This is a genomic window from Chryseobacterium jejuense (genome assembly GCF_017877355.1).
Classification (GTDB): domain Bacteria; phylum Bacteroidota; class Bacteroidia; order Flavobacteriales; family Weeksellaceae; genus Chryseobacterium; species Chryseobacterium jejuense_A.
In genome coordinates, this window is record NZ_JAGIPR010000010.1 from 1 (window position 1) to 22,407 (window position 22,407).

General features: G+C 36.2%; 18 protein-coding genes. 11 read left to right on the forward strand and 7 right to left on the reverse strand.

The genetic code is table 11. The annotated features are described in order from the left end of the window. The first annotated feature begins 261 nt into the window (after positions 1–261). The gene (locus J2772_RS18230) at positions 262–957 is read left to right on the forward strand and encodes a pseudouridine synthase (RefSeq protein ID WP_209919215.1); all 696 of its coding nucleotides are present in this window, start codon (positions 262–264) and stop codon (positions 955–957) included. A gap of 167 nt (positions 958–1,124) precedes the next feature. Next, entirely contained in the window at positions 1,125–2,162 is a 1,038-nt protein-coding gene (locus J2772_RS18235; RefSeq protein ID WP_209919217.1) for a quinone-dependent dihydroorotate dehydrogenase, read from the forward strand. Positions 2,163–2,195: 33 nt separating this feature from the next. Here the strand turns inward: J2772_RS18235 and J2772_RS18240 are convergent, their stop codons facing one another. Together J2772_RS18240 and J2772_RS18245 are read right to left on the reverse strand one after the other, a co-directional pair. Beyond that, entirely contained in the window at positions 2,196–3,089 is an 894-nt protein-coding gene (locus J2772_RS18240; protein WP_209919218.1) for a hypothetical protein, read from the reverse strand. A gap of 17 nt (positions 3,090–3,106) precedes the next feature. Then, a complete protein-coding gene (locus J2772_RS18245; protein WP_209919220.1) occupies positions 3,107–4,351 on the reverse strand; it encodes a DUF445 domain-containing protein in 1,245 nt (414 codons plus the stop codon). A gap of 97 nt (positions 4,352–4,448) precedes the next feature. Here J2772_RS18245 and msrB point away from each other — a divergent pair, with 97 nt between their 5' ends. The 3 genes from msrB (at position 4,449) to J2772_RS18260 (ending at position 6,239) form a co-directional block, all read left to right on the forward strand. Beyond that, positions 4,449–4,976 carry a peptide-methionine (R)-S-oxide reductase MsrB gene (gene msrB / locus J2772_RS18250; protein WP_209919222.1) on the forward strand — a complete coding sequence of 176 codons (528 nt, stop codon included), beginning with the start codon at positions 4,449–4,451 and terminating at the stop codon, positions 4,974–4,976. Positions 4,977–4,995: 19 nt separating this feature from the next. Beyond that, positions 4,996–5,382, forward strand: a complete 387-nt coding sequence (locus tag J2772_RS18255; RefSeq protein WP_209919224.1) for a hypothetical protein — start codon at positions 4,996–4,998, stop codon at positions 5,380–5,382. A 98-nt stretch (positions 5,383–5,480) separates the two neighbouring features. Next, entirely contained in the window at positions 5,481–6,239 is a 759-nt protein-coding gene (locus tag J2772_RS18260) for a murein L,D-transpeptidase catalytic domain family protein (RefSeq protein WP_209919226.1), read from the forward strand. Between the two features lie 45 nt (positions 6,240–6,284). Here the strand turns inward: J2772_RS18260 and J2772_RS18265 are convergent, their stop codons facing one another. The 5 genes from J2772_RS18265 to J2772_RS18285 all read right to left on the reverse strand — a co-directional run bounded on the left by J2772_RS18265 (position 6,285) and on the right by J2772_RS18285 (position 11,452). After that, positions 6,285–7,409, reverse strand: coding sequence for a TlpA family protein disulfide reductase (locus tag J2772_RS18265; protein ID WP_209919228.1), 1,125 nt, complete (start codon positions 7,407–7,409; stop codon positions 6,285–6,287). A 189-nt stretch (positions 7,410–7,598) separates the two neighbouring features. Beyond that, a complete protein-coding gene (gene fabF / locus J2772_RS18270) occupies positions 7,599–8,840 on the reverse strand; it encodes a beta-ketoacyl-ACP synthase II (protein WP_209919230.1) in 1,242 nt (413 codons plus the stop codon). 191 nt (positions 8,841–9,031) lie between these two features. After that, complete coding sequence (locus J2772_RS18275) at positions 9,032–10,300, reverse strand: acetyl-CoA C-acetyltransferase (RefSeq protein WP_209919233.1); 1,269 nt, start codon at positions 10,298–10,300, stop codon at positions 9,032–9,034. 10 nt (positions 10,301–10,310) lie between these two features. Next, positions 10,311–10,916 carry a TetR/AcrR family transcriptional regulator gene (locus J2772_RS18280; protein ID WP_209919234.1) on the reverse strand — a complete coding sequence of 202 codons (606 nt, stop codon included), beginning with the start codon at positions 10,914–10,916 and terminating at the stop codon, positions 10,311–10,313. Between the two features lie 119 nt (positions 10,917–11,035). Beyond that, positions 11,036–11,452, reverse strand: coding sequence for an OsmC family protein (locus J2772_RS18285; RefSeq protein ID WP_209919236.1), 417 nt, complete (start codon positions 11,450–11,452; stop codon positions 11,036–11,038). A 254-nt stretch (positions 11,453–11,706) separates the two neighbouring features. On the opposite strand from J2772_RS18285, the gene J2772_RS18290 reads away from it, so the two are divergent. From J2772_RS18290 to J2772_RS18315, 6 genes are all read left to right on the forward strand, one after another. Beyond that, positions 11,707–12,585, forward strand: a complete 879-nt coding sequence (locus J2772_RS18290; protein WP_209919238.1) for an AraC family transcriptional regulator — start codon at positions 11,707–11,709, stop codon at positions 12,583–12,585. Positions 12,586–12,962: 377 nt separating this feature from the next. Then, on the forward strand, positions 12,963–15,923 hold the full coding sequence (locus J2772_RS18295) for a SusC/RagA family TonB-linked outer membrane protein (protein ID WP_209919240.1): 2,961 nt from the start codon (positions 12,963–12,965) through the stop codon (positions 15,921–15,923). A gap of 14 nt (positions 15,924–15,937) precedes the next feature. Then, the gene (locus J2772_RS18300) at positions 15,938–17,575 is read left to right on the forward strand and encodes a SusD/RagB family nutrient-binding outer membrane lipoprotein (protein ID WP_209919243.1); all 1,638 of its coding nucleotides are present in this window, start codon (positions 15,938–15,940) and stop codon (positions 17,573–17,575) included. Positions 17,576–17,726: 151 nt separating this feature from the next. Next, a complete protein-coding gene (locus tag J2772_RS18305; protein ID WP_209919246.1) occupies positions 17,727–19,025 on the forward strand; it encodes an MFS transporter in 1,299 nt (432 codons plus the stop codon). A gap of 33 nt (positions 19,026–19,058) precedes the next feature. Continuing rightward, the gene (locus tag J2772_RS18310; protein ID WP_209919249.1) at positions 19,059–20,030 is read left to right on the forward strand and encodes a glycoside hydrolase family 130 protein; all 972 of its coding nucleotides are present in this window, start codon (positions 19,059–19,061) and stop codon (positions 20,028–20,030) included. 125 nt (positions 20,031–20,155) lie between these two features. Continuing rightward, a complete protein-coding gene (locus J2772_RS18315; RefSeq protein WP_209919252.1) occupies positions 20,156–22,387 on the forward strand; it encodes a GH92 family glycosyl hydrolase in 2,232 nt (743 codons plus the stop codon). Positions 22,388–22,407 lie beyond the last annotated feature (20 nt).

Consider the following 22,407-nt stretch of genomic DNA (forward strand, 5'->3'; position numbering starts at 1 on the left):
ATAAAAATTTTTATTTTTTTAATTATTTTCACCTTCCCCCCGCGTGTCCCTCTACCCCCCCCCCCCCCCCCCCGCCCCCCCCCCCCCCCCCCCCCCCCCCCCCGAAACTCAAGAAAAAAGTTCAAACATACCGCTCAATCAGGGCTAGTAAACTCTAATGGGTTTCAAAAACCCGTTAAGGTAAAAATAAATCTACCATTAAAGGTTGAAGGTTTCCTCATCTGAAATAAGAATCAGTAGAAAAATTTCTACTTTTGCCCCATGTTAGAAATTCTTTATCGTGATGAGCATATTATTGCCATCAATAAACCCAGTGGATTATTGGTTCATAAATCCTTTTATGCCGGAGAAGCAGATACCTATGCTATTCAGGAACTGAGAAACCAGATTGGACAAAAAGTGTTTCCTGTACATCGGTTAGACCGAAAAACTTCAGGTGTGCTGCTATTTACGTTAGATAAAGATACCCTTAGAATCATGAGCGACCGTTTTGCAACCAGAGAAGTGGAAAAAAAATATATTGCCATACTGCGAGGCTGGACGAAAGAAGAAGAAACCATCGATTACGATTTGATTAATGAAAATGAAGTCAAGCAAAATGCTATTACTTATTATCATCTTTTGCAAAAATCAGAAATCGCTTTACCCTTTTTAAAACATCAGACTTCAAGATACTGTTTAGTGGAAGCGATTCCTGAAACGGGACGATTTCATCAATTGAGAAAACATTTTAAACATATTCTACACCCAATTTTAGGCTGTCGCAAACATGGCTGCAATAAGCAGAATAAGTTGTGGCTTCAAACATTTGGCATTAACAAAATGACCCTTCATGCTCATCAATTGATTTTCAATCATCCTATTTCTAACGAAAGAATTACCGTAAATGCTACTATAGATGAAGAGTTCAAAAAAGTAGGAGACATTCTGAATTTTGATTTAACTCAGTACTCTTAATTTACAACCAAAGAGAAAAGCAAATCCTAAATCCTTGTCAAGGATGCTTTAAAGATAAATCAGATCTTCCTGTATTATAGATGCTATATATCAGGTATTTCGATAAAATATCATAGGTTAATCTATGGTTAATTTTAAAATGAGTAATTTTGTAAAACTTTTTTTCAATGTACAAATCGCTCATTCGTCCGATTCTTTTCAAATTTGATCCCGAAGAAGTGCATCACTTTACTTTTTCGATGCTTAAGAATTTTGGATTTCTTACTCAATTATTTTTCCCAAAACCTATTGAAGACAAACGTCTGGAAAGAGAAGTTTTCGGATTGAAGTTTAAAAATCCTGTAGGATTGGCTGCCGGTTTTGATAAAAATGCGGTTTTGTTCAACGAATTGGGAGACTTAGGGTTCGGATTTGTAGAAATTGGAACGGTAACCCCAAGAGCTCAGGCTGGAAATCCTAAGAAAAGATTATTCCGTCTTATTGAAGATGGAGGAATCATCAACAGAATGGGATTCAATAACGATGGTCTTCAGGCTGCTATTGAAAAGTTAAAATCTAACAAAGGGAAAATAATCATTGGCGGAAATATCGGAAAAAATACAGATACAAAACCTGAAAACTATACACAGGATTATCTGGATTGTTTTGAAGGTCTTCATCCTTATGTAGATTATTTTGTACTCAATGTAAGCTGTCCGAATGTAGGAAGCCACGCCAAACTGGAAGATGTGGAATACCTTCGTGAGCTGATCACGGAAGTAAAGAAAATCAATCAGTCAAAATCTGTACAGAAACCTATATTACTTAAAATTGCTCCGGATCTTAATAACACTCAGTTGGACGAAATTGTAGAGCTGATTGCAGAAACAAAAATAGATGGAGTAATCGTTTCCAATACTTCAGTAAACAGAGAAGGGCTGAAAACATCTTCTGAAGTTTTAGAGCAAATAGGAAATGGGGGATTAAGCGGAAAACCTATTCGTGAGAGAAGTACAAAAATGATTAAGTATCTTTCCGATAAAAGTAACAGAGCATTCCCGATCATTGGAGTAGGAGGAATTCACTCAGCAAAAGATGCCATTGAAAAGCTAGATGCGGGTGCAAGTCTGGTTCAATTGTATACCGGATTTATCTACGAAGGCCCGGAGTTAATTAACGAAATCAACAAAGAAATTTTAAAAAGAGCAAGCAGATTGCCTAGATAATATAAAAAGAGAGTTCAGAAAATGAGCTCTCTTTTATTTTGATTTTATTACAGATGCATTTTTAAGATCAACGGTCAATGTATGAGCCGGAAAAGAATCCGATTTTCTTATTTTATACTGTAGCGTTTTGCCATCCTTTGATTTAATCTGTGTTGTATCATACATGTTTTCCAGACAGCTTTCGGTAAGGAATTCCTCATAGCGTTTATAGTTCCAGTCTTTGGTAAAATAAAGAGCCCTGTAGCCTTTTTCTCCTTCGCTGGCTCCGCATCTTCCACATGCATTTAGGTTGGAGGAATGGTCAAAATATAATAAAACTCGGTTTCCTTTCTCGCCGGAAACGTAAGAGATCAGTTCATTTCCGCCATATAGATTAATAACATCAAAGGTGTTAATTTTTTTGTTATTGGGTAAAATCAGATAATTATTGTAGCGGTAGATCATATCATTACCGGTAAATAGCTTTGCAGGCTGAACTTTGTCTTTATTCTCAATATAAAAACTTCCAGGAATAGGGTTTTCCTGAGTTTGATCTTGCCCAAATAAGATGGTTTCTTTTGGAGTAAGAGTTTTTGCAATTTCAGCTACTTTTTCCACATCCTGCGGCGAGTTGATTTTTTCTTTAAACTGTTTGGAATTCTGTTGATGCTTCGGTCCGAAATTATATAATGACAGTTTCCCATAATCATAAAGTCCGGTTAATGGAATTTTCTTCTGATATTTATCATAATAATACCAGCCATCTACAAAATGCTGATATAAGTTACAATCCGGAATGCCATTATAATGAAGCTGTAATGTAACAGGAACTCCTGCAATTTCTCCTTTAAATATCTGGGAAGAGTCTGTAACCTGCTTTAATTCAACTTTCTGGCAGAAGAAAAAAGTCAGGTTGAAAGATAATAATAGAGTGAAAATCTTTTTCATAGCTGGATATTGCTGTTTTAAATAAAAAAGTGAGCAATGGTATAGATAATCAATCCTACCAAACCACCAACTAAAGTCCCATTAACACGGATGAACTGAAGATCTTTTCCAACTTCCAGTTCCAATTTTTCACTTAACTCTTTACCCTGCCAGTTGCCCACAGTGGTACTGATGAGGTTCCCAAATTGATGGGTATTTTTGAGAATATATTTATAAGCCGTTACCCGAACCCAATGATCTATTTTATTCTGAAGGTTTTCATCTGTTTTTAAGTTTTGTGAAAACTCATTCAGGTTTTTGGAAAGATAATTTTTCAAAGCAGAATGGTCTTCCTGGAGTTCTTTCATTAGTGTTTTCTTGATGGAAACCCAGATGTCATTAGAATATTCTTCAAGCTTATCATTTTTAAGAAGTCCGTTTTTAATGGTTTTGAATTCCTCATCCCACTTAGGATCTTCTTTAAGGTCCACAGAAAATTCATAGATTTTTTGAGTAATCAATCCTCTGACTTCATGTTCCGGATTCTCTTCTATTTCTTTGAAAAAAACAGATAAACCATCCGCGATCTTATCCGCAATTTTATTATCAACGAAAGATGGAATGAAAGTATAACTTCCTTTTTTTACCCGGTCCTTAATCATTTCATCATTTTGAATAATGTATTCCTTAATCTGTTTTGAAAGGTTGGTAATAATCCTCTGATGGTCATTCTTTTCCAGAATATAATGGATCCCGTTTCCTACCACCTTGTTGAGCTTAATATCATCCGTCATTTCTGATACCTTTTTACTGATGAACTGACTCACCGTAGAATCATCAAGCTTATTGAGAATATCAAGAACAATATCAGACAGGTTTCGGATCAGAATATCCTGATTTTTTTCTTTGGCAAGCCATTCTCCGGCAAAACCGGAAACCTTTATTTTTTGAATGTACGGCCGTATATTTTGAGGTGAAAGAAAATTACTGACTACAAAGCTTCCCAGATTATCTCCCAGCTTTTGCTTACTGTTTTCAATCAGATTGGTATGAGGAATCGGAAGCCCAAGCGGATGACGAAATAAAGCCGTTACGGCAAACCAGTCGGCCAAAGCACCCACCATGGCTGCTTCGGCAAAAGCACGTACATACCCAATCCAATGAGAAGAACTGGACTTCTGCATTATAGTTGTAACAATGAAAATAAGAGCCATCAGAACAAAAAGTCCTGTGGCAAATGCCTTATATTTTCTAAGCTGTTTTCTTTTTGCTTCGTCATTCATATTCTCAAATTTACTAAATTTGGTTATGAAACTGTTTAATCTTAATAAAAGCTTTTGCTTTAAATATTGCAATTAACTTTAAGAGTTCAGAATTACAATGAAATTTTTAGTTTCACTCATTATATTAATTGTTCTGCAGGGATGTACGCAGAAACAGCAACCTATTAAAATTACTTCTATGGAAAATACAGAAGCAAAAAACAATCCATATTACTCAAGAACCGATACTGCAAAATTGAATATCTCCAATGATGAATGGAAAAAAATACTGGCTCCGGATCTTTATGCAATCTCAAGGGAAGCTGCTACAGAGAGAGCTTTTACAGGAAAATATAATGATTTTGATGAATTAGGAGATTATTATTGCGCCGTTTGTGGTAATCATTTATTCCGTTCCACTTCAAAATTTTCAAGCAGCTGTGGATGGCCGAGTTTCTTTGAAGCGGATAAGGAAGGGGTTTACTATAAAAGAGATACTGCCTATGGAATGGAAAGGGTAGAAGTACTTTGCAAAAGATGTGACTCCCACCTGGGACACGTCTTTGATGATGGTCCAAAACCTACAGGATTGAGGTATTGTATGAATTCTATTAGCTTGGAATTTGTAGGAGATTCCCAAAAATAATGAGCTTTATTTCATGGCCATGAAAGAATTGAGTCTGGAAAACCGAAAACGAGTCTGGGTCACTTTGTCAGAACTATATCTCGATACAGAGCTTCAGGAGTTAGATTTCAGATACATGGCAACATCCTTTTTTGAAAGTTCTTTTACTTTTGAAGAAATCAAAGGAATTGATCAATATGAGGTTTTTCCAGTTTTCTTTTCAAACCTTTTGATTCCAGCAGGAGAGTGGGCAGGATTTGATGAGTTGATATTGGTTAAAAATATTATGAAATGGATGGAAACAAGAAATAAGTTGGATATTTTAGCGGTCAAATGTCTTTACCCCATCTATGGTAAGATAAATAGGAGTTATTGGAAAAAAATAGAAGAGGTTTATAATCAGATACGTGCTGAGACCCTCCGTTAAAGTTTCTTAAATTCAGTTAAACTTTTTAGACTTATAAGTGGCTGATAACTATGTTTTTATAATTTTGCCCCACTAATTTGGTACTAATATATTATTGAATGAAAGGATTTTATGGCGTAATAGGCCTTCTTTACATGGTGACAACTTCATTCTACATTTCTCCAAGAGCAGAAGTAAAGAGTGTAAGTATCACAACAACAAAAACAAAAAGAGTAACTGACACGAAATCTGAGAAGAGTGCTGCAGCAACAGCATCTTCGGCAGAAGCATTATACAAAACAATTGAATTTGATCCTGACCATGAAATGAACTACGAAGTTTTTTCCAAAGCATTAACAGGATTTGAAAATCTAAAGAAAGCAGGATTGCTTACGGATGAGTCGCATTTATTAACTGTTTGCGATTTTTCTATGTCTTCCAATAGCAAAAGACTTTGGGTTATTGATCTTAACGACAAAAAAGTACTGTTCAACTCATTAGTTGCCCACGGTAAAAATACAGGCGAAGAATTTGCTATGAATTTTTCTAACACGGAAAGTTCGCGGCAGAGCAGCATAGGATTTTATATCACGGATGCAACTTATCAGGGAGACAACGGGTATTCATTGAGATTATTGGGAATGGATAAAGGATTCAATGATGCAGCATATAGAAGAGCGATTGTAATGCATGGAGCAGACTATGTAAGTGATACATTTGCAGCAGTGCATAAAAGAATCGGAAGAAGCTGGGGTTGCCCTGCTGTACCGAGAGAGCTCTCGCAATCTATGATTAATACGATAAAAGGTAGAAATTTATTATTCATCTATTATCCCGATCAAAATTACCTTTCCTCTTCGGAATGGTTAAAAGCATAAGATTTAAAGCAGTCAAAAAATGACTGCTTTTTTCTTTTGAAAAACTTATTGTAAATATTCTTTAATAACAGTTCTGGCTTCCTCAATGTTATTACTGATTCGGGCAATTATTTTTCCGTTTTCGTCGATGATAAAATGGAGAGGATAGCTTGTAGCGTTTACTTTCTTTTGGAAGTCTTTATTTACATCAAAGAAATTAATCCAATTGGCATTGTTTTTCTTTAAAATATTCTTTGCAACCTCTATTCTATTGGGTTTTTGCTCGTCTGTAATCGTGATGAAATTTACATTTTGACCTTTATATTCGTTATATAGCTTCACAATTTCAGGCATACTTTTTATGCAGGGAGCGCAAGTAGTAGACCAATAGTCAATAAAGGTTAATTTATATTTCTTAAAGCTTTCAGAAGTCAATTTATTCTGCTTATCAAAATAAATATCAGGTATTTTTTGTCCGATGGATGTAGACTGTTCAGCTTTTAAACGAGTTTCAACACCTTTGTATAATTTCTGTTGTTTAAATTTTGTTGAAAATAAATTCAGGTTTTTCAAGTAAGCAGGATGGTAATCTTCAAAAGTATAATCATTCACAATTTCCCATAAGGCGACATACGAATTGGGATTTTTCCTGATATATTCTCCTAAAAACTCCTGTTTTTTGTCCATGTTTATCAAACTGTCACGTTGATGTGGGCTTTTTGATTTTATATAAAACTGGTCCAATGATTTTTGTAAAGCCCTATACTCTTTGTTGGTTGGAGAATCTATATTAACTTCTAGATTATGAATGTTTTGGGGTAAATCAATTTTATATTTTCCTTTTTCTAAAAAAAATATTTTTGTATTATAAACTCCTTCACCTTTCTTTCCTATATAACCAAAAGCTACAGGTTGAGGATATTCTATAAAGCCACAGATAATATTTTTCTTGTGAATTTTAAAATAATAAATTGAATAATCTATTTTGACCTTTTTTGCAAAATCAGAAATATTTTTATTCGTTTGTATTTTAAATGTATAAAGATCTCCAAATCCTTTTCTTGTCATTGGTGCTCCCAACATGAGACTGTCATTAATGTACGGATCTGAACTGAGATCAATTTCAAAATTATTCTGAGAATAAATAAAATTTGAAATGAGAATTAATAATACATAGTGAAGTTTCTTCATAAAATATTTTGTAATGGAACTAACTTACAAAAAACTTTTACACATAGAAAATCCCTGTGCTTTAAAAACACAAGGATTATAAATATTTTCATTAAAAATCTTCCGGTATTTTTGTCCTTCTGACTAAGTAAGAATTTATTATTAACTAAATTTCAGATATAAAAACCTGCCAGAATTTTATTTTAAAAATTAAGAAAATTTCTTAAAAACAATAGTAGCATTATGCCCTCCAAAGCCAAAAGCATTACTCAATGCAAAATTGATCTCTTTTTCCTTAGCTTCTCCAAATACAATATTAATATCCTTCGGAATACCCTCATCAATACTGTGAAGATTGATGGTTGGTGGAATAATACCATTCTGAATAGCCTTAATAGAAAGAATAGCTTCAACAGCTCCTGCGGCACCTAATAAATGCCCGGTCATTGATTTCGTTGCACTGATGTCAAGTTTTTTATTCCCTTTGAAAGCGTTGTTAATTGCTTTTAATTCAATTAAATCGCCCAATGGAGTAGAAGTGGCATGTGGATTAATATAATCTATATCTTCCATATTTACACCTGCTTCTTTTACAGCTAATTGCATGGCTTTGATAGCTCCAACTCCTTCCGGATGAGGTGCTGTCATATGATAAGCATCCGCAGTCATTGCTGCTCCTGCTAATTCTGCATAGATTGTTGCGCCTCTTGCTATTGCATGTTCATATTCTTCAAGAACTAATGCACCTGCGCCTTCACCCATTACGAAACCGTCTCTGTCTGCATCATATGGACGACTGGCTGTCGCAAAGTCATCGTTTCTCGTAGACATAGCCTTCATAATAGAGAAACCACCTATTGAAGCAGGAGTTATAGCTGCTTCAGAACCACCACTAATGATTACTTTCGCTTTTCCAAGACGGATATAGTTGAAAGCATCCATTAATGCTGTATTTCCTGTAGCACATGCAGAAACTGTTGTGTAGTTGATTCCTTGAAGTCCATATTTCATGGAGATCATTCCTGAAGCCATATTGGCAATAAACTTAGGGACAAAGAACGGATTAAAGCGTGGGGTTCCATCACCGTGTGCAAAATCCATTACTTCCTTTTCAAAAGTCCACATTCCACCCTGTCCTGTTCCCCAGATTACTCCTGAGTCAAAAGGATCCATATTCTCAAGATCTAAGCCTGAATCCTGTATTGCTTCTGCTGAAGCGTACATTGCATATTGTGTAAAAAGGTCACTTCTTTTAATTTCGTTGTGGGTAAGATGTAGCTTTGGATCAAAACCTTTTACCTCACAGGCAAAGTGTACCTTAAATTTTTCTGAATCGAAATGAGTGATTAATCCCGCTCCGCTAGCTCCGTTAATACTGTTGTACCAAAATTCTTCGACATTATTTCCCAAGGGTGTCACTGCGCCCAATCCTGTAATGACAACTCTTTTCATATTAGTTGATTATTTAAAACTGATTAGATTTTTATGAGGTAAAGTGTTTTTACCCATGTTTCATTTCACTGCTTTTCTTGATCATTTTGTTTTCCGTTTGCAATATTATCATTTTTCTTTCGCTATGGACGAATAAACAGGTGTATTATTTATAGCATAATGAATATTTTATCCATAAAAATAGCTGAAAATTATTTTTCTAAGATCATTGTTACCCCTTGTCCACGAGCCGCACAGATGGAAATAAAGCCTTTTCCGCTTCCTTTTTCATTCAGGAGTTTGGCTAAGGTAGCTATTACTCTTCCGCCTGTTGCTGCAAAAGGGTGAGCTGCTGCAAGACTGCCACCTTTTACATTAAGTTTGCTTCGGTCTATTTTTCCAAGGGCTTTTTCCAATCCGAACTGTTTAGCCAGATCATCATTTTCCCAAATCTTAATGGTTGCTAAAACCTGAGCAGCAAAAGCTTCATGAATTTCGTAATAATCAAAGTCTTCCAGATTCATTCCTGCTTTTTTCAACATTCTTTCAGCTGCAAAAACAGGTGCTAATAATAAATTCTGTTGGTTTTCTACATATTCTATCCCTGCAAGTTCTGAAAATGTAATGTAAGCCAGAATAGGAAGATTATTGGCTTTTGCCCATTCTTCACTGGCTAATAAAACTGCAGAGGCACCATCTGTAAAAGGGGTTGAGTTTCCCGCTGTTAAAGTTCCGTTTTGCTTATCAAAAGCAGGTTTGAGTTGAGAAAGCTTTTCAAGGCTGGTATCGAGACGCAGATTATTGTCTTTTTCGAGGTTAAAGGCAGGAGTTATCATATCGCCAAAAAATCCTTCATCATATGCTTTGGCCATATTCTGATGACTTTTAAATGCCAGTTCATCTTGTTCCTCTCTTGAAATTTTATAATATTTTGCTGTTATTTCGGTGTGTTCTCCCATCACCAGGCCTGTCTTAGGCTCCTGTCCTTTGTAAGGAATAGGCATCCAGTCCTTCAATTTTGGACTTAACAACTGTTTAAGTTTTCCAAATGCAGATTTCTCTTTATTGGCTTTTAATAGAGCTTTTCTCAAGCGGGGAGAAGATTCAAAAGGAATGTTACTCATGGCTTCTACACCACAGGCAATACCACTTTTTATTTGTCCAAGCGCAATTTTATTCCCAATATAAATAGCAGCTTCAATTCCGGTATCACAAGCCTGTTGAAGATCGCAGGCAGGAGTTGCTGGATTCAGGGAAGTGTTCATTACGGTTTCTCTGATGAGGTTACTCTCAGAAATGTGTTTGATGACGGCACCGCCAGCAACTTCGCCAAGTAATTTACCTTTTAATTGATAACGATCTATCAATCCATTCAGAGCAGCCAGTAAAAGATCTTGGTTCCCCTTTTCGGAATAGGCGGTATTCATTCTGGCAAATGGGATTCTGTTGTATCCTACAATAGCCACTTTTTTTGTTTCCATATTGTACAATTTATGATGGAAGAATTGTGAGTTCATGATCGATCATGTCTTTCACCTTATCTAGCGCTTGATTCAGGAATAGTTCATTATCCATTGTTTTTGAAAGTAAAATTCCTCCTTCAATAAGCATAATAAATAGAGACGCGTATTCATCAGCATTCACTGAAGTTTTCAATTCGTTATCTTTCTTACCTTGAGTTATGACTGCAGATATTTTTTCTGTCCACAACGTAAATGATTTTTGAACATACTGTTTAAGTGCTGGAAAAGAATCGTCAGCTTCTGTGGCCGCATTCATCAATGGACAGCCTCCGTTTGAAAAGACAGCGCGCCAGTTTTTTCTGTAAAATGCTATAAAAGCATGCAGTTTATCTGTTGAAGTTGGATACTGGTCTCCAAGCGAATGACTCATTATTTTACTCAACAATCCGGCATTGTATTTATAGACTTCAATAGCTACCTGGTCCTTATTCTCAAAGTTTCCATAGATACTTCCTTTGGTAAGTCCCGTGGCCTGGGTGATGTCTGACAGGGATGTAGCATTATAACCTTTGGTATTGAACAAAGTGGCTGTTTTCTCAATGATAAATTGTTTTGTCTTTTCTGCCTTTGACATTTTAAATGCTTAATTAAAATGCAAATATACAAAAATATACCAAGTGGTATATTTTATTTTGAAATTAAGCCTGAATCCTTTTCAGAACTCAGACTTATTGTATTAGCAGGTATGCTTTTTTAAGCTAAAGTCGCATTCAAAGTGATTTCAAAGTTGAATGCTGCACTTACCGGGCATCCTTCTTCTGCGATCTTGGCATATTTCTGAAATTCTTCTTCAGTAATTCCTGGAACCTTTGCGGTAAGAGTAAGCTCAGATTTTGTAATTTTTCCAATATTTGGATCAAGGGTGATAACTGAAGTAGTAGTTAATTCTTCAGGGGCGTAACCGGCTTGGGAAAGTTCAGCGCTTAATTTCATTGTAAAGCATCCGGCATGGGCCGCTGCCAATAATTCTTCAGGATTGGTTCCTACACCATCTGCAAAACGGCTGTTGAAAGAATATTGTGTCTGGTTTAAAGTGGTACTTTGGGTTGTAATATGTCCTTTTCCTTCTTTAATGGTACCGTTCCAAACGGCAGTTGCGTTACGTCTCATACTATTGGGTTTTGATTAATATTAATTGATGTTGATGTAAAAATTTATTTCCTGATTAAAAATTGTTCTGTATAAAGATACGAAAAAGCATTGTTTGAAGCATATTAAATTACATAAGCCGGATTTTATTCTGATATACATACCAAAATGAAGTGAAAAAAATAGTCAATATGTTTTTACATTGATATTATTTTATCAAATTTACAAATAATTGTACTGCGAACGATATCTTAACCTTTTTTCAAAATGCCTTCATGAACGGACTAGAAAATATTCTTAGAGAAATAACTCCACTATCTCCAGAAGATAGTTTTCTGGTATTTGACAGGATTAAAGAGTCTTTTGATTTTCCTTACCATTACCATCCGGAGATTGAAATTAACTTCGTATATAAAGGAAAAGGATATCGCAGGATGATTGGAGATCATACGGGGGAGATTGGAGATCTAGAGCTGGTATTGGTTGGTCCCAATTTACCGCATTGTTGGGCAAATTACAGATGTAAGTACAAAAAGACTCACGAAATTACCATACAGTTTAATCAGGACTTTTTTAATCAGGCACTGATGCAGAAAAACATCCTGAAACCTATTAATAATCTGATTAAGGATTCGATTAAAGGAATTTTATTTTCTACGGCAACGGCTGAAAAACTAAAAGATTCGTTTCTTAACCTTTCTAAGATGAACAGCTTTGAGTCATTTATAGAAATTATGAAGATTCTCAATGAATTAGCTGTTGCAGAGGATAAGATACTTTTGTCTTCCTACAGCATCGATTCTGAAACTTTTGATGATAATGATAAGATGAAGGTCATCCATGATTTTGTTCATAAGCATTTTGAAAATAAAATAACCCTGGACAATGTAGCTTCATTGGTCAATATGAGTAATGTGACCTTCAACAGATTTATTAAAAAAAGAACGGGAAAAACCTTTATCAATTACCTTAATGAAATCAGAATAAGCTATGCAGCCCGCTGGCTGATGGAAAAAAACCTTACTGTTTTTGAAATTGCTTTTGAAGCCGGGTTTAATAATATTGCTAATTTCAATAAAGTCTTTAAATCTATTAAAAAGACCACTCCAACTGAGTTCAGGGAACAGTTTAAGGGAGTAAAAAAAATTGAATAACGTCCTTCTCATTTTTCTGCTCTATATTCTTTGAGATTTCTATGTCTCTCATTTTACTATCGTATTTAACGTTGAAGAATAGGAGATAATTCCTCTTTTTTTGATTGTTGAAATTTTATTTTAATTTATTGTTAATTAGTTTATTACATGCTTTTAAATTAATGCGCTGAAAAAATAATATCGTTTTATGATAAAATAGTATTATATCAGACTGGTTACAAAATTTAGATTTGTTAATGTGAATTAAATCTTAACAAAACTTTAAATAATTTAATACATAAACCGCAAAATATTGCTAAAAAAACAATAATCTTTTGGGTATTAAAATATAAAGTAATGTCGTTGATTCTCAATTAAATCTAACTAATCTAAACCTTATGAGAAAAGCAGTTATACCGGTTCTATTTGTTTTTTCCCTTTCTGCTACTGCACAGGAAAAAAAAGCGGCCGACACTACTAAGACAACCGATATTCAGGAGGTCGTAGTCACCTCTTTGGGGATTAAAAAGCAGGCCCGCGCTTTGACCTATTCCAGCCAGCAAATTGGTGGGGATGAACTGACAGAAGTGAAAACCCCCAATTTTTTAAACTCTATCAGCGGAAAAGTTTCCAATGTACAGATCAATAGAACTAACGGTGTAGGAAGTTCGGTGAGGGTTTTAATGAGAGGTAATAAATCAGCAAGTAGTAGTCAGCCTCTCTATGTAATAGATGGTATTCCCATTATTAACAGTGTTGGAAAATCTGCTGAGGCAAGCCAATATTCTACAATGCCAGACGCAGGAGACGTTTTAAGTTCCATCAATCCGGATGACATTGAAAGCATCAACTTCTTAAAAGGAGCTTCCGCTTCCGCACTTTATGGCTCTATTGGGGGAAATGGTGTTATTCTGATTACAACTAAAAAAGGAAAAGTAGGTAAAAGCTCTATAAGTTACAATACTAGTTTTACAGTAGATCAGGCATATAGTCTTCCTAAATTACAGCATAGTTATCTGTCTTATGACCCCTCAGTCTCTGGACAAACTCCTGGTGTTTCCAATGAAAGCTGGGGTGCGAAAGGAGCTTCTAAGGATCATCTGAAAGATTTTCTACAAACTGGTACAACATGGGTTAATAGCCTTTCTTTCCAGTCAGGAACCGAAAAATCAACGAATTATTTCTCGATAGGAAATACCACTAATAAAGGGATTGTTCCTTCTTCGTATTTTGATCAGTACAATGTCTCCTTTAGAAATTCCAGTAAATATCTGGATGATAAATTAACCTTAGATGCTAATTTTATTGGCTCTTTACAAAACAGTATCAATAGACAGACTCCTGGTATTTCTTTCTCTCCTTTAGTGAGTTTGTATTGGTTGCCTAGAGGCGTAGACTTTGATCAATATAATAATAGTAACTATTCTTTTATAGACAAAAAAAGATTATTACCTGCTCAGAATTGGTGGGCTATAGGATCAGATGGAAAATTTAATGGTAATCCCGCAACACAAAACCCTTATTGGGTCTTAAATAGAAATAGAGTAACGGTTAATAACAAAAATACATATAGTGCTTTATCGTTGGCATATCAAATCAATCCGTGGTTATCAGCAAGAGTAAGAGGTAACTATAGCTGGAATATTACTGATAGCCAAAGAGGTGTTTCAGCATATTCAGATCCAAATCTTATAACGAGCAACGGAGAAAATGGAAGATTTCTTCAAAACAAATACGAAAACTCTTCTACTTATGGTGATATGTTATTAGTAGGGAGCCCCAAATTAAATGAAGATATTTCATTAGATTTTACAGTAGGTGGAAGTATCAATACTTCAAGAAGTACAGTAACAGAAATTGATAATGCTTATTTGGCAGCTCCAAATTTGTTTACTGTAAGTAACCTGCAATGGAATGTAAACAGGGGTGTCGGAGATGGCTTTCATAATATAATTTATAGTACTAAAAAGCAGATTCAGTCGGTTTTTGCAAGTGCATCTTTGGGATATAAGAATATGTTCTTTGTGGACATGACTTTTAGAAATGACTGGGATTCCAGTTTGGCTTATACAGGAACCAGTGGATATGATTATGAATCTGTGGGTGCTAATGCTGTATTATCCTCAATCTTTAAACTCCCTGAAGCCATTAGCTTTTGGAAAATAAGAGGGTCTTATGCTACTGTAGGGTTAGGATTGCCTGCAAATTTAACAACCGCAACAAATCCATATAATACTGCTTATGGATATATTGTTGATGCCGGTCAGATTATATATCCTAAATATTCACTTGTGACGGATCCTGCTTTCAAAGAATTATTTGTAAAGCCGGAGCTCAATAAAACTTTTGAAGTTGGAACTGAGTTAAGATTGTTTAAAAACCGTTTAAGTTTTGATATCACCTATTACAATTCAAATGCTACTAACCAGCTTTTACCTATTACAATTTCTTCTAACTTAGGAGGATTGCCGTCTGGTTCATACTATGTAAATGCTGGAAAGATACAAAATACAGGTTTTGAAGCTTCTCTATCCTATAAAATCTTAGATTCAGAAAAATTGGGTTGGACGGCCAGTTTAAATGGTTCTGCAAACAAAAACAAAATTGTAGAATTATTTCCTGATAGATTAAAAGTTAAAGAAGATTTACTCCTTGCACTTACTGGTGGTGGAGCTTATACAAAACTTAGAGTGGGTGGGTCTTTCGGAGATATCTATGGTATTAAGTTCCTGAGAGATGACCAAGGAAGAATTTTAGTAGATGCTGATGGAAAACCTATGGCAGATAAACAGATTGGTTATTTGGGAAATCCGAATCCTAAATTTATGTTAGGGTTTAATAACTCATTTAATATTGGGAAATTGGGGATCTCTTTTCTTATTGATGGAAAATTTGGAGGCCAGGTTCTGTCTCTTACAGAAAAAGCAAATGATATGCTTGGGGTAAGCCAGAACAGTGCTTCTGCTAGGGATGCAGGTGGAGTATCTATCCCGAATGCTGTATATGCACCAGGAACACCAAATGCAGGCGCTGCCTATACTGGGTTAACAGATGCGCAAGCTTATTATAAAGCGGTAGGAGCAAATCAGGAAGGAGCAGGAATTGATGAAGCCTATATCTATAGCGCAACAACGGTAAGACTGCGTCAGGCATCTATAGGCTACACTTTTGATATTAAGTCCAGCTATCTAAGGAATGCAACGGTAAGTATAGTAGGAACAAATCTATTTTTCTTTTATAAAAAAGCACCGTTTGATCCTGAACAGGTTTCAGGAAACACACCTGGTGGTGTAGGAGTGGATTCTTTTGGTATACCTATTACCAGATCTATCGGATTATCACTAAAAGCTAACTTCTAAATTACAATACTACAATGAAAATAATTAATATAAAAACCTATATGCTTGGAATGGCAGTACTTCTTTCTGCCTCCAGTTGTACCGGAGACTTTGAACAGTTTAATCAAGAGAAAGTTGGAGGTCCGGAAAATTTTTATGCAGACTTTAAGGCAATTGTAGACCCTATGAAAGCCATGCAAAGAGGTTTTCAGGCAGATTATCAGTTAGGCACCAATCTCAATGCAGATATGTATAGTGGAATGTTTAGTACGGCATCACAATTTAATGGAGGTACCAATAATCTTACTTATCTAATGATGGATAACTGGAACAATAGGATCATTTCGAAACAACAAGATACTTTTAATAATTCTATTATCATTGATAACGCTGCAAAAAACAATTATCCCGGGATAGATTTCACAGCAACTTTTGCAGTTAAAAAAATATTAAAAATTCTTACAGCGGCAAGAGTTTCAGACCGTCATGGACCTGTAGTATATAGCAAATATGATACCCCCAATGCAAACGGGATTACAGATTTTGATTCTCAGCAGGACGCTTATAACAATTTTATTAATGACCTTACTATTGCCATATCTGATTTGCAAAAAATACAAAATACTGCAGAAACAGAGAGTATAGAAGATAAAAGTGTGATGAAAAAGGCAGATTTAATCTATGGTGGAGATATTGCCAAATGGACAAAATTAGCCAACTCTCTTAAGCTGAGATTTGCTTTGCGTATGAGTTATGCTGATCCCGCAAAATCAAAAAAATACGCAGAGGAGGCCCTTGCTTCACCTGTAGGATTAATCTCTGATAATACAGACAATGCATTGATTAGTGTAGGACAGCATGAATTAAGTTTTATTGTCTATTCGTATGGTGATTGTTATATAGGAGCTCCAATAATGGCTTATATGAATGGTTTCAAAGATCCCAGACTTTCTGCGTATGCTAATCCTGCAACAGATCCTGCAACTTTTGTAGGAGGTAAACCACAATATATAGGAATACGTCAAGGAATTGATTTAATCAATGGGAAACCGACTTATGGAGGCTATTCCCAACCTGCAGCAAGAGCTGCCAGTGGAGATTATTTCTCCGGGACTGATGGAAAGTTCAAATTATTTACTGCTGCTGAAACTTGGTTTTTAAAAGCTGAAGCGGCTTTGAGAGGCTACTCAGGCGCAGGGGATGCACAGGCTAATTACCAAGCAGGTATCACTCAATCTTTTGGAGAATGGGGAAAAAGTTCTGATGTAGCTAATTATCTTGCCGATAATGTTTCAACAGAAGCTCCTTATATTGATCCTAAAAATGCAGCCAATAATATCCTTGCCGGAGACTCTCAGTTAAGTACCATTACAATTGCTTGGAACAACAGTGATTCTAACGAAAAGAAACTTGAAAGAATCATCACTCAAAAATGGTTAGCTCTTTACCCGGATGGTCCTGAAGCATGGGCTGAACAAAGAAGAACAGGCTACCCAGTTTTGTTCAAAGTCAGAAAAAATGATAGTGGAGGATTAATTGATACCAATCAGATGATCAGAAGAATTCCGTTCACAAATGATACAAAAAATTCGACTTTTAATTACGCACAGGCAGTTCAGCAATTAGGCGGCCCGGATAACGGAGCTACCAAGTTATGGTGGGATAAGAAATAATCAAATCACTTCAAAAATACAGAGACATCTCATAAAGGATAATCATTCGGGCAGGAGATAGGCGTAGGATCTCCAAAAAAATTATAGTTTCGTTTTTTAGCCGGAATGAACCTTGAGATGTTCTCTTTTCTTTAGAATCTTATTTTTAAATATGGGAAAAAACAACTCCGGAACCCGTCGGATTCAGCCTATTCTCTGGATATCCACATTATATTTTGCAATGGGTGTGCCCTTTGTAACCATTAATGCGGTTTCAGGAATTATGTATAAAGACATGGGTGTTTCGGATTCACAGATCACATTCTGGACAGCTCTTATTATGTTTTCATGGACATTGAAGCCACTTTGGAGCCCTTTTCTGGAGATCTATAAAACCAAAAAATTCTTTGTTGTTGCTACCCAGTTTGCCATAGGAATTTTATTTGCTTTAGTTGCATTAAGTCTGCCTCTGCACGACTTTTTCAAATATAGCATTGCTCTTTTTGCAGTAGTTGCGTTTTGTGGAGCAACCCATGATGTAGTAGCGGACGGAACCTATATTGGTTTTCTTAGTAATAAAGAACAAGCCAGATATATTGGCTGGCAGGGAGCTTTTTATAACCTTGCCAAGATTATCAGCAGTGGAGCCTTAGTCTATGTTGCTGGAGTGTTGGAAAAAACAAAAGGCGTTACCAATGCCTGGATGATGATTATGGTGATCTATGCATTATTATTTTTTGCATTAGCGATGTATCACTATTTCATTCTGCCAAAAGAAAACAAAGAAGAACAAAAAGATGCAAAAACGGCAGGAAATGTCCGTAAAGAATTGTTGGAGGTCATTACTTCTTTCTTTACCAAAAAGAAAATCCTGTGGTGTATTTTGTTCATTATTTTGTACCGCTTTGCAGAAGGTTTTGCAATCAAAATTGCCCCTTTGTTTTTTAAAGCACCAAGAACTTCAGGAGGGTTAGGATTATCAACATCAGATATCGGGCTTATCTATGGAACTTACGGTTCTGCAGCATTCATCCTGGGATCTGTTTTGGCTGGATATTTTATTTCAGCCCGCGGATTGAAAAAATCATTGATATGGTTGTGCTGTGCATTCAATATCCCATTTGTGGTATATGCACTACTGGCTTATTATCAGCCTATTGATCTTTTACCCGTAGGAATTGCTGTTGTAGTAGAATACTTCGGTTACGGATTCGGTTTTGTAGGGTTAATGCTTTATATGATGCAGCAGATTGCTCCCGGAAAACATAAAACAGCTCATTATGCCTTCGCTACAGGAATTATGAACCTTGGAGTGATGATTCCGGGGATGTTCAGTGGAATGATTAGTGACTGGATCGGATATAAAATGTTCTTTATCTGGGTGCTGATTGCTACCATTCCGGCATTCCTTGTAACCTTGTTTGTTCCTTTCCCTTATTCAGAAAATCAGAAAGAAGAACCAATCAATTAATAAACAAATTTTAAATAAAAGTAAAAATACTTTATGACAGCTCAATCAGTAATGATCCCTTGGCAGGATCGCCCGGAAGGTTGTAATGATATCATGTGGAGGTTTTCCGAAAACCCGATCATTAACAGATATGCAATACCAACGTCCAATAGTGTATTCAACAGTGCCGTAATTCCTTTTGAAGATGGATTTGCCGGGGTATTCCGTTGCGATAATAAAGCCGTTCAAATGAACATTTTTGCAGGGTTCAGTAAAGATGGAATCAATTGGGATATTAATCATGACCCTATTGAAATGCAAGCGGGAAATACCGATATGATTGAATCCGATTATAAATATGATCCACGTGTTACCTTTATAGAAGACCGCTACTGGATCACATGGTGTAATGGCTACAACGGACCTACCATTGGAATTGGATATACTTTTGATTTTAAAGAATTTTTCCAGTGTGAAAATGCGTTCCTTCCTTTTAACAGAAACGGAGTGTTGTTTCCGGAAAAAATTAATGGAAAATATGCCATGTTGAGCCGTCCTAGTGATAACGGGCATACTCCTTTTGGAGATATTTATATCAGTTATAGTCCTGATATGAAATATTGGGGTGAACACCGTTGTGTAATGAAAGTAACACCTTTCGAGGACAGTGCATGGCAGTGTACAAAGATTGGTGGTGGTCCGGTTCCTATCAGAACAGAAGAAGGATGGCTATTGTTCTATCATGGGGTGATCAATACCTGCAGAGGTTTCAGATACTCAATGGGAGCAGCTTTGCTTGATCTTGAGGATCCTACGAAAGTATTGTACAGAACAAAACCCTATTTATTGGCTCCGGCTGAGTTGTATGAACTTACGGGAGATGTGCCTAACGTGGTTTTCCCTTGTGCAGCATTAACAGAAGGCGATAAAGTGACTGTATATTATGGAGCTGCTGATACCGTAGTAGCGATTGCTTTCGGATATATTTCAGAAATTATTGATTTTATGAAAAAGAATTCAATATAAGTGAATGATGTAAGTTCTAAAGGCGTGTAAATTCGTTTATTTTTCCCATTTTTGGGAAGTTTATAATGGTTTTCATAATTTTAAACAAACTTTTAAATTTTAAAAAATCCCTGATACCTCTTATCATGAAAAAAGAATTGTTGATCTGCTTTTTTACCTCTCTGATTTCTATAACCAATGCCCAACAGAATAAAAATGATATTTTATCCTGGGTAGACCCGTTCATTGGAACAGGAGGGCATGGGCACACATTTCCGGGAGCCACAACACCATTCGGAATGATTCAGCTGAGTCCGGATCAGAATACTAAAAGTGGAGACTGGGACTGGTGTTCAGGATATCATTACAGCAGCAAAACGATTATGGGATTCAGTCATAATCACCTTAGCGGAACAGGATGGGCAGATCTTGGAGATATTTTAGTAATGCCCACTGTAGGGCAGGTAAAAATGGTTCCGGGATCAGAAGGGCAACCTGGAACAGGATACCGTTCAACATTCACTCATGATAAAGAGTTTGCAGCACCGGGATATTATTCTGTAATGCTGGACAGCTATGGGGTAAAAGCAGAACTGACAGCCTCTCCAAGAGTAGGATTTCATAAATATACCTTCCCGAAGACTGATGAAGCTAATATTATTATTGATCCTACGAATAAGATCTTCGGAAATATTTATCACACATTGGTAAGTGTTGAAGGCAATAACAAAATTAAAGGATATTGCTATAGTAACGGCTGGGGCGGAAAGAGATTTGCTTATTTTGTGATGGAGTTTTCCAAACCATTTAAATCTTATGGAGTTTATGCTGAAGGGAAAATAAAAGATAACGAAAAAATTGCTCTGGCTAAAGATGCGAAAGCCTTTGTGAGATTCTCTACAGAAGCCAATGAAAGTATAGAAGTAAAGGTTTCTTTATCTCCGGTAAGTACAGAAAATGCACAGGAAAACTTTGATACGGAAGCCAAAAACGTGGATTTTGCCAAAGCTAAAGAAACGGCACAAAAAACATGGCGGGACCTTATCGGAAGATTTCAGGTGACCGGAGGAACGGATAATCAGCGAAAAATCTTTTATACAGGAGTCTACCACACTTTTATTGCTCCGAATCTTTATATGGATGTGAACGGAGATTATGTGGCTGCCCAGGAAAATATGAATACAAAATGGTTTACAAACTACAGTACCTATTCTTACTGGGACGGATTCAGAGCAACTCATCCGTTGTTAACCATCATGGACCAGAAGCATACTAAAGAATTTGCCAATTCACTTATCAGCAGATATACCGATCGCAAGGATCACATGCCGATCTGGGAACTTTGCGGCTATGACAATTTCTGTATGTTGGGCTATCACAGTACATCGGTAATTTGGGATGCCATTTCAAAGGGAGTTCCCGGAATTGATGCTGAAAAAGCATTTGCTGCTATGAAAGATGCGTCTCTGACAGACAAAATGAGCAGCAGCGATGGAGGCGGAGGTCTTAACGATTATATTAAATTAGGCTACACACCTTCAGAAAACGGAGCCTCTGTTTCTGCCACCTTAGAATATTCTTATGACGACTGGTGTATCCAACAGTTGGCTGAAAAATTAGGAAAGAAAAATGAAGCAGAAGTGTATAGAAAACGTTCAATGAACTTCCTGAATACGTTTAACAAAGAAAATAATCATTTCTGGCCAAGACAGAAGGATGGTAAATTCTTAGCAGATTTTGCCCTTAACGATTGGAAGAAGCTCCAGCCACACTGGGTTTCCGGAAATATCTGGGCTTATGATTTCTTTGTCCCCCATCAGATTGATGAAATGATGAATCTCTACGGAGGGAAGAAAGGATTTGAAGAAAAGCTGGATAAAACATTTACAGAAGCCCTTCACATGGAAGGAGAGCAGCATGTTGATATTTCAGGATTCATCGGTTCTTTAGGATTTGGAGATGAACCGGGACATCATGTTCCATACTTGTATAATTATGCAGGAAGCCCTTATAAAACACAAAAAATGGTAAAATACATCCGCGATAATATGTATGCTGCCAAGCCCGACGGAATTGTGAATAATGAAGACTGCGGACAAATGTCAGCATGGTATATTTTCTCTTCACTAGGATTTTATCCTGTGACACCGGGAAAACCTGTGTATGCCATTGGAGCTCCTCAATTCCCGAAAGCTTCATTACAGCTGGAAAACGGAAAAACTTTTACAGTGATTGCCGATAAAATTTCAGATAAAAACATCTATGTACAGAAAATGTTCCTTAACGGGAAAGAATATAAAAGCTGGGAACTGAACCACAGTGATATCATGAACGGGGGTGAGCTGAGATTTGTAATGGGAAGCAAACCTGTAAAATAAAGACTAATAAAAATAAACGA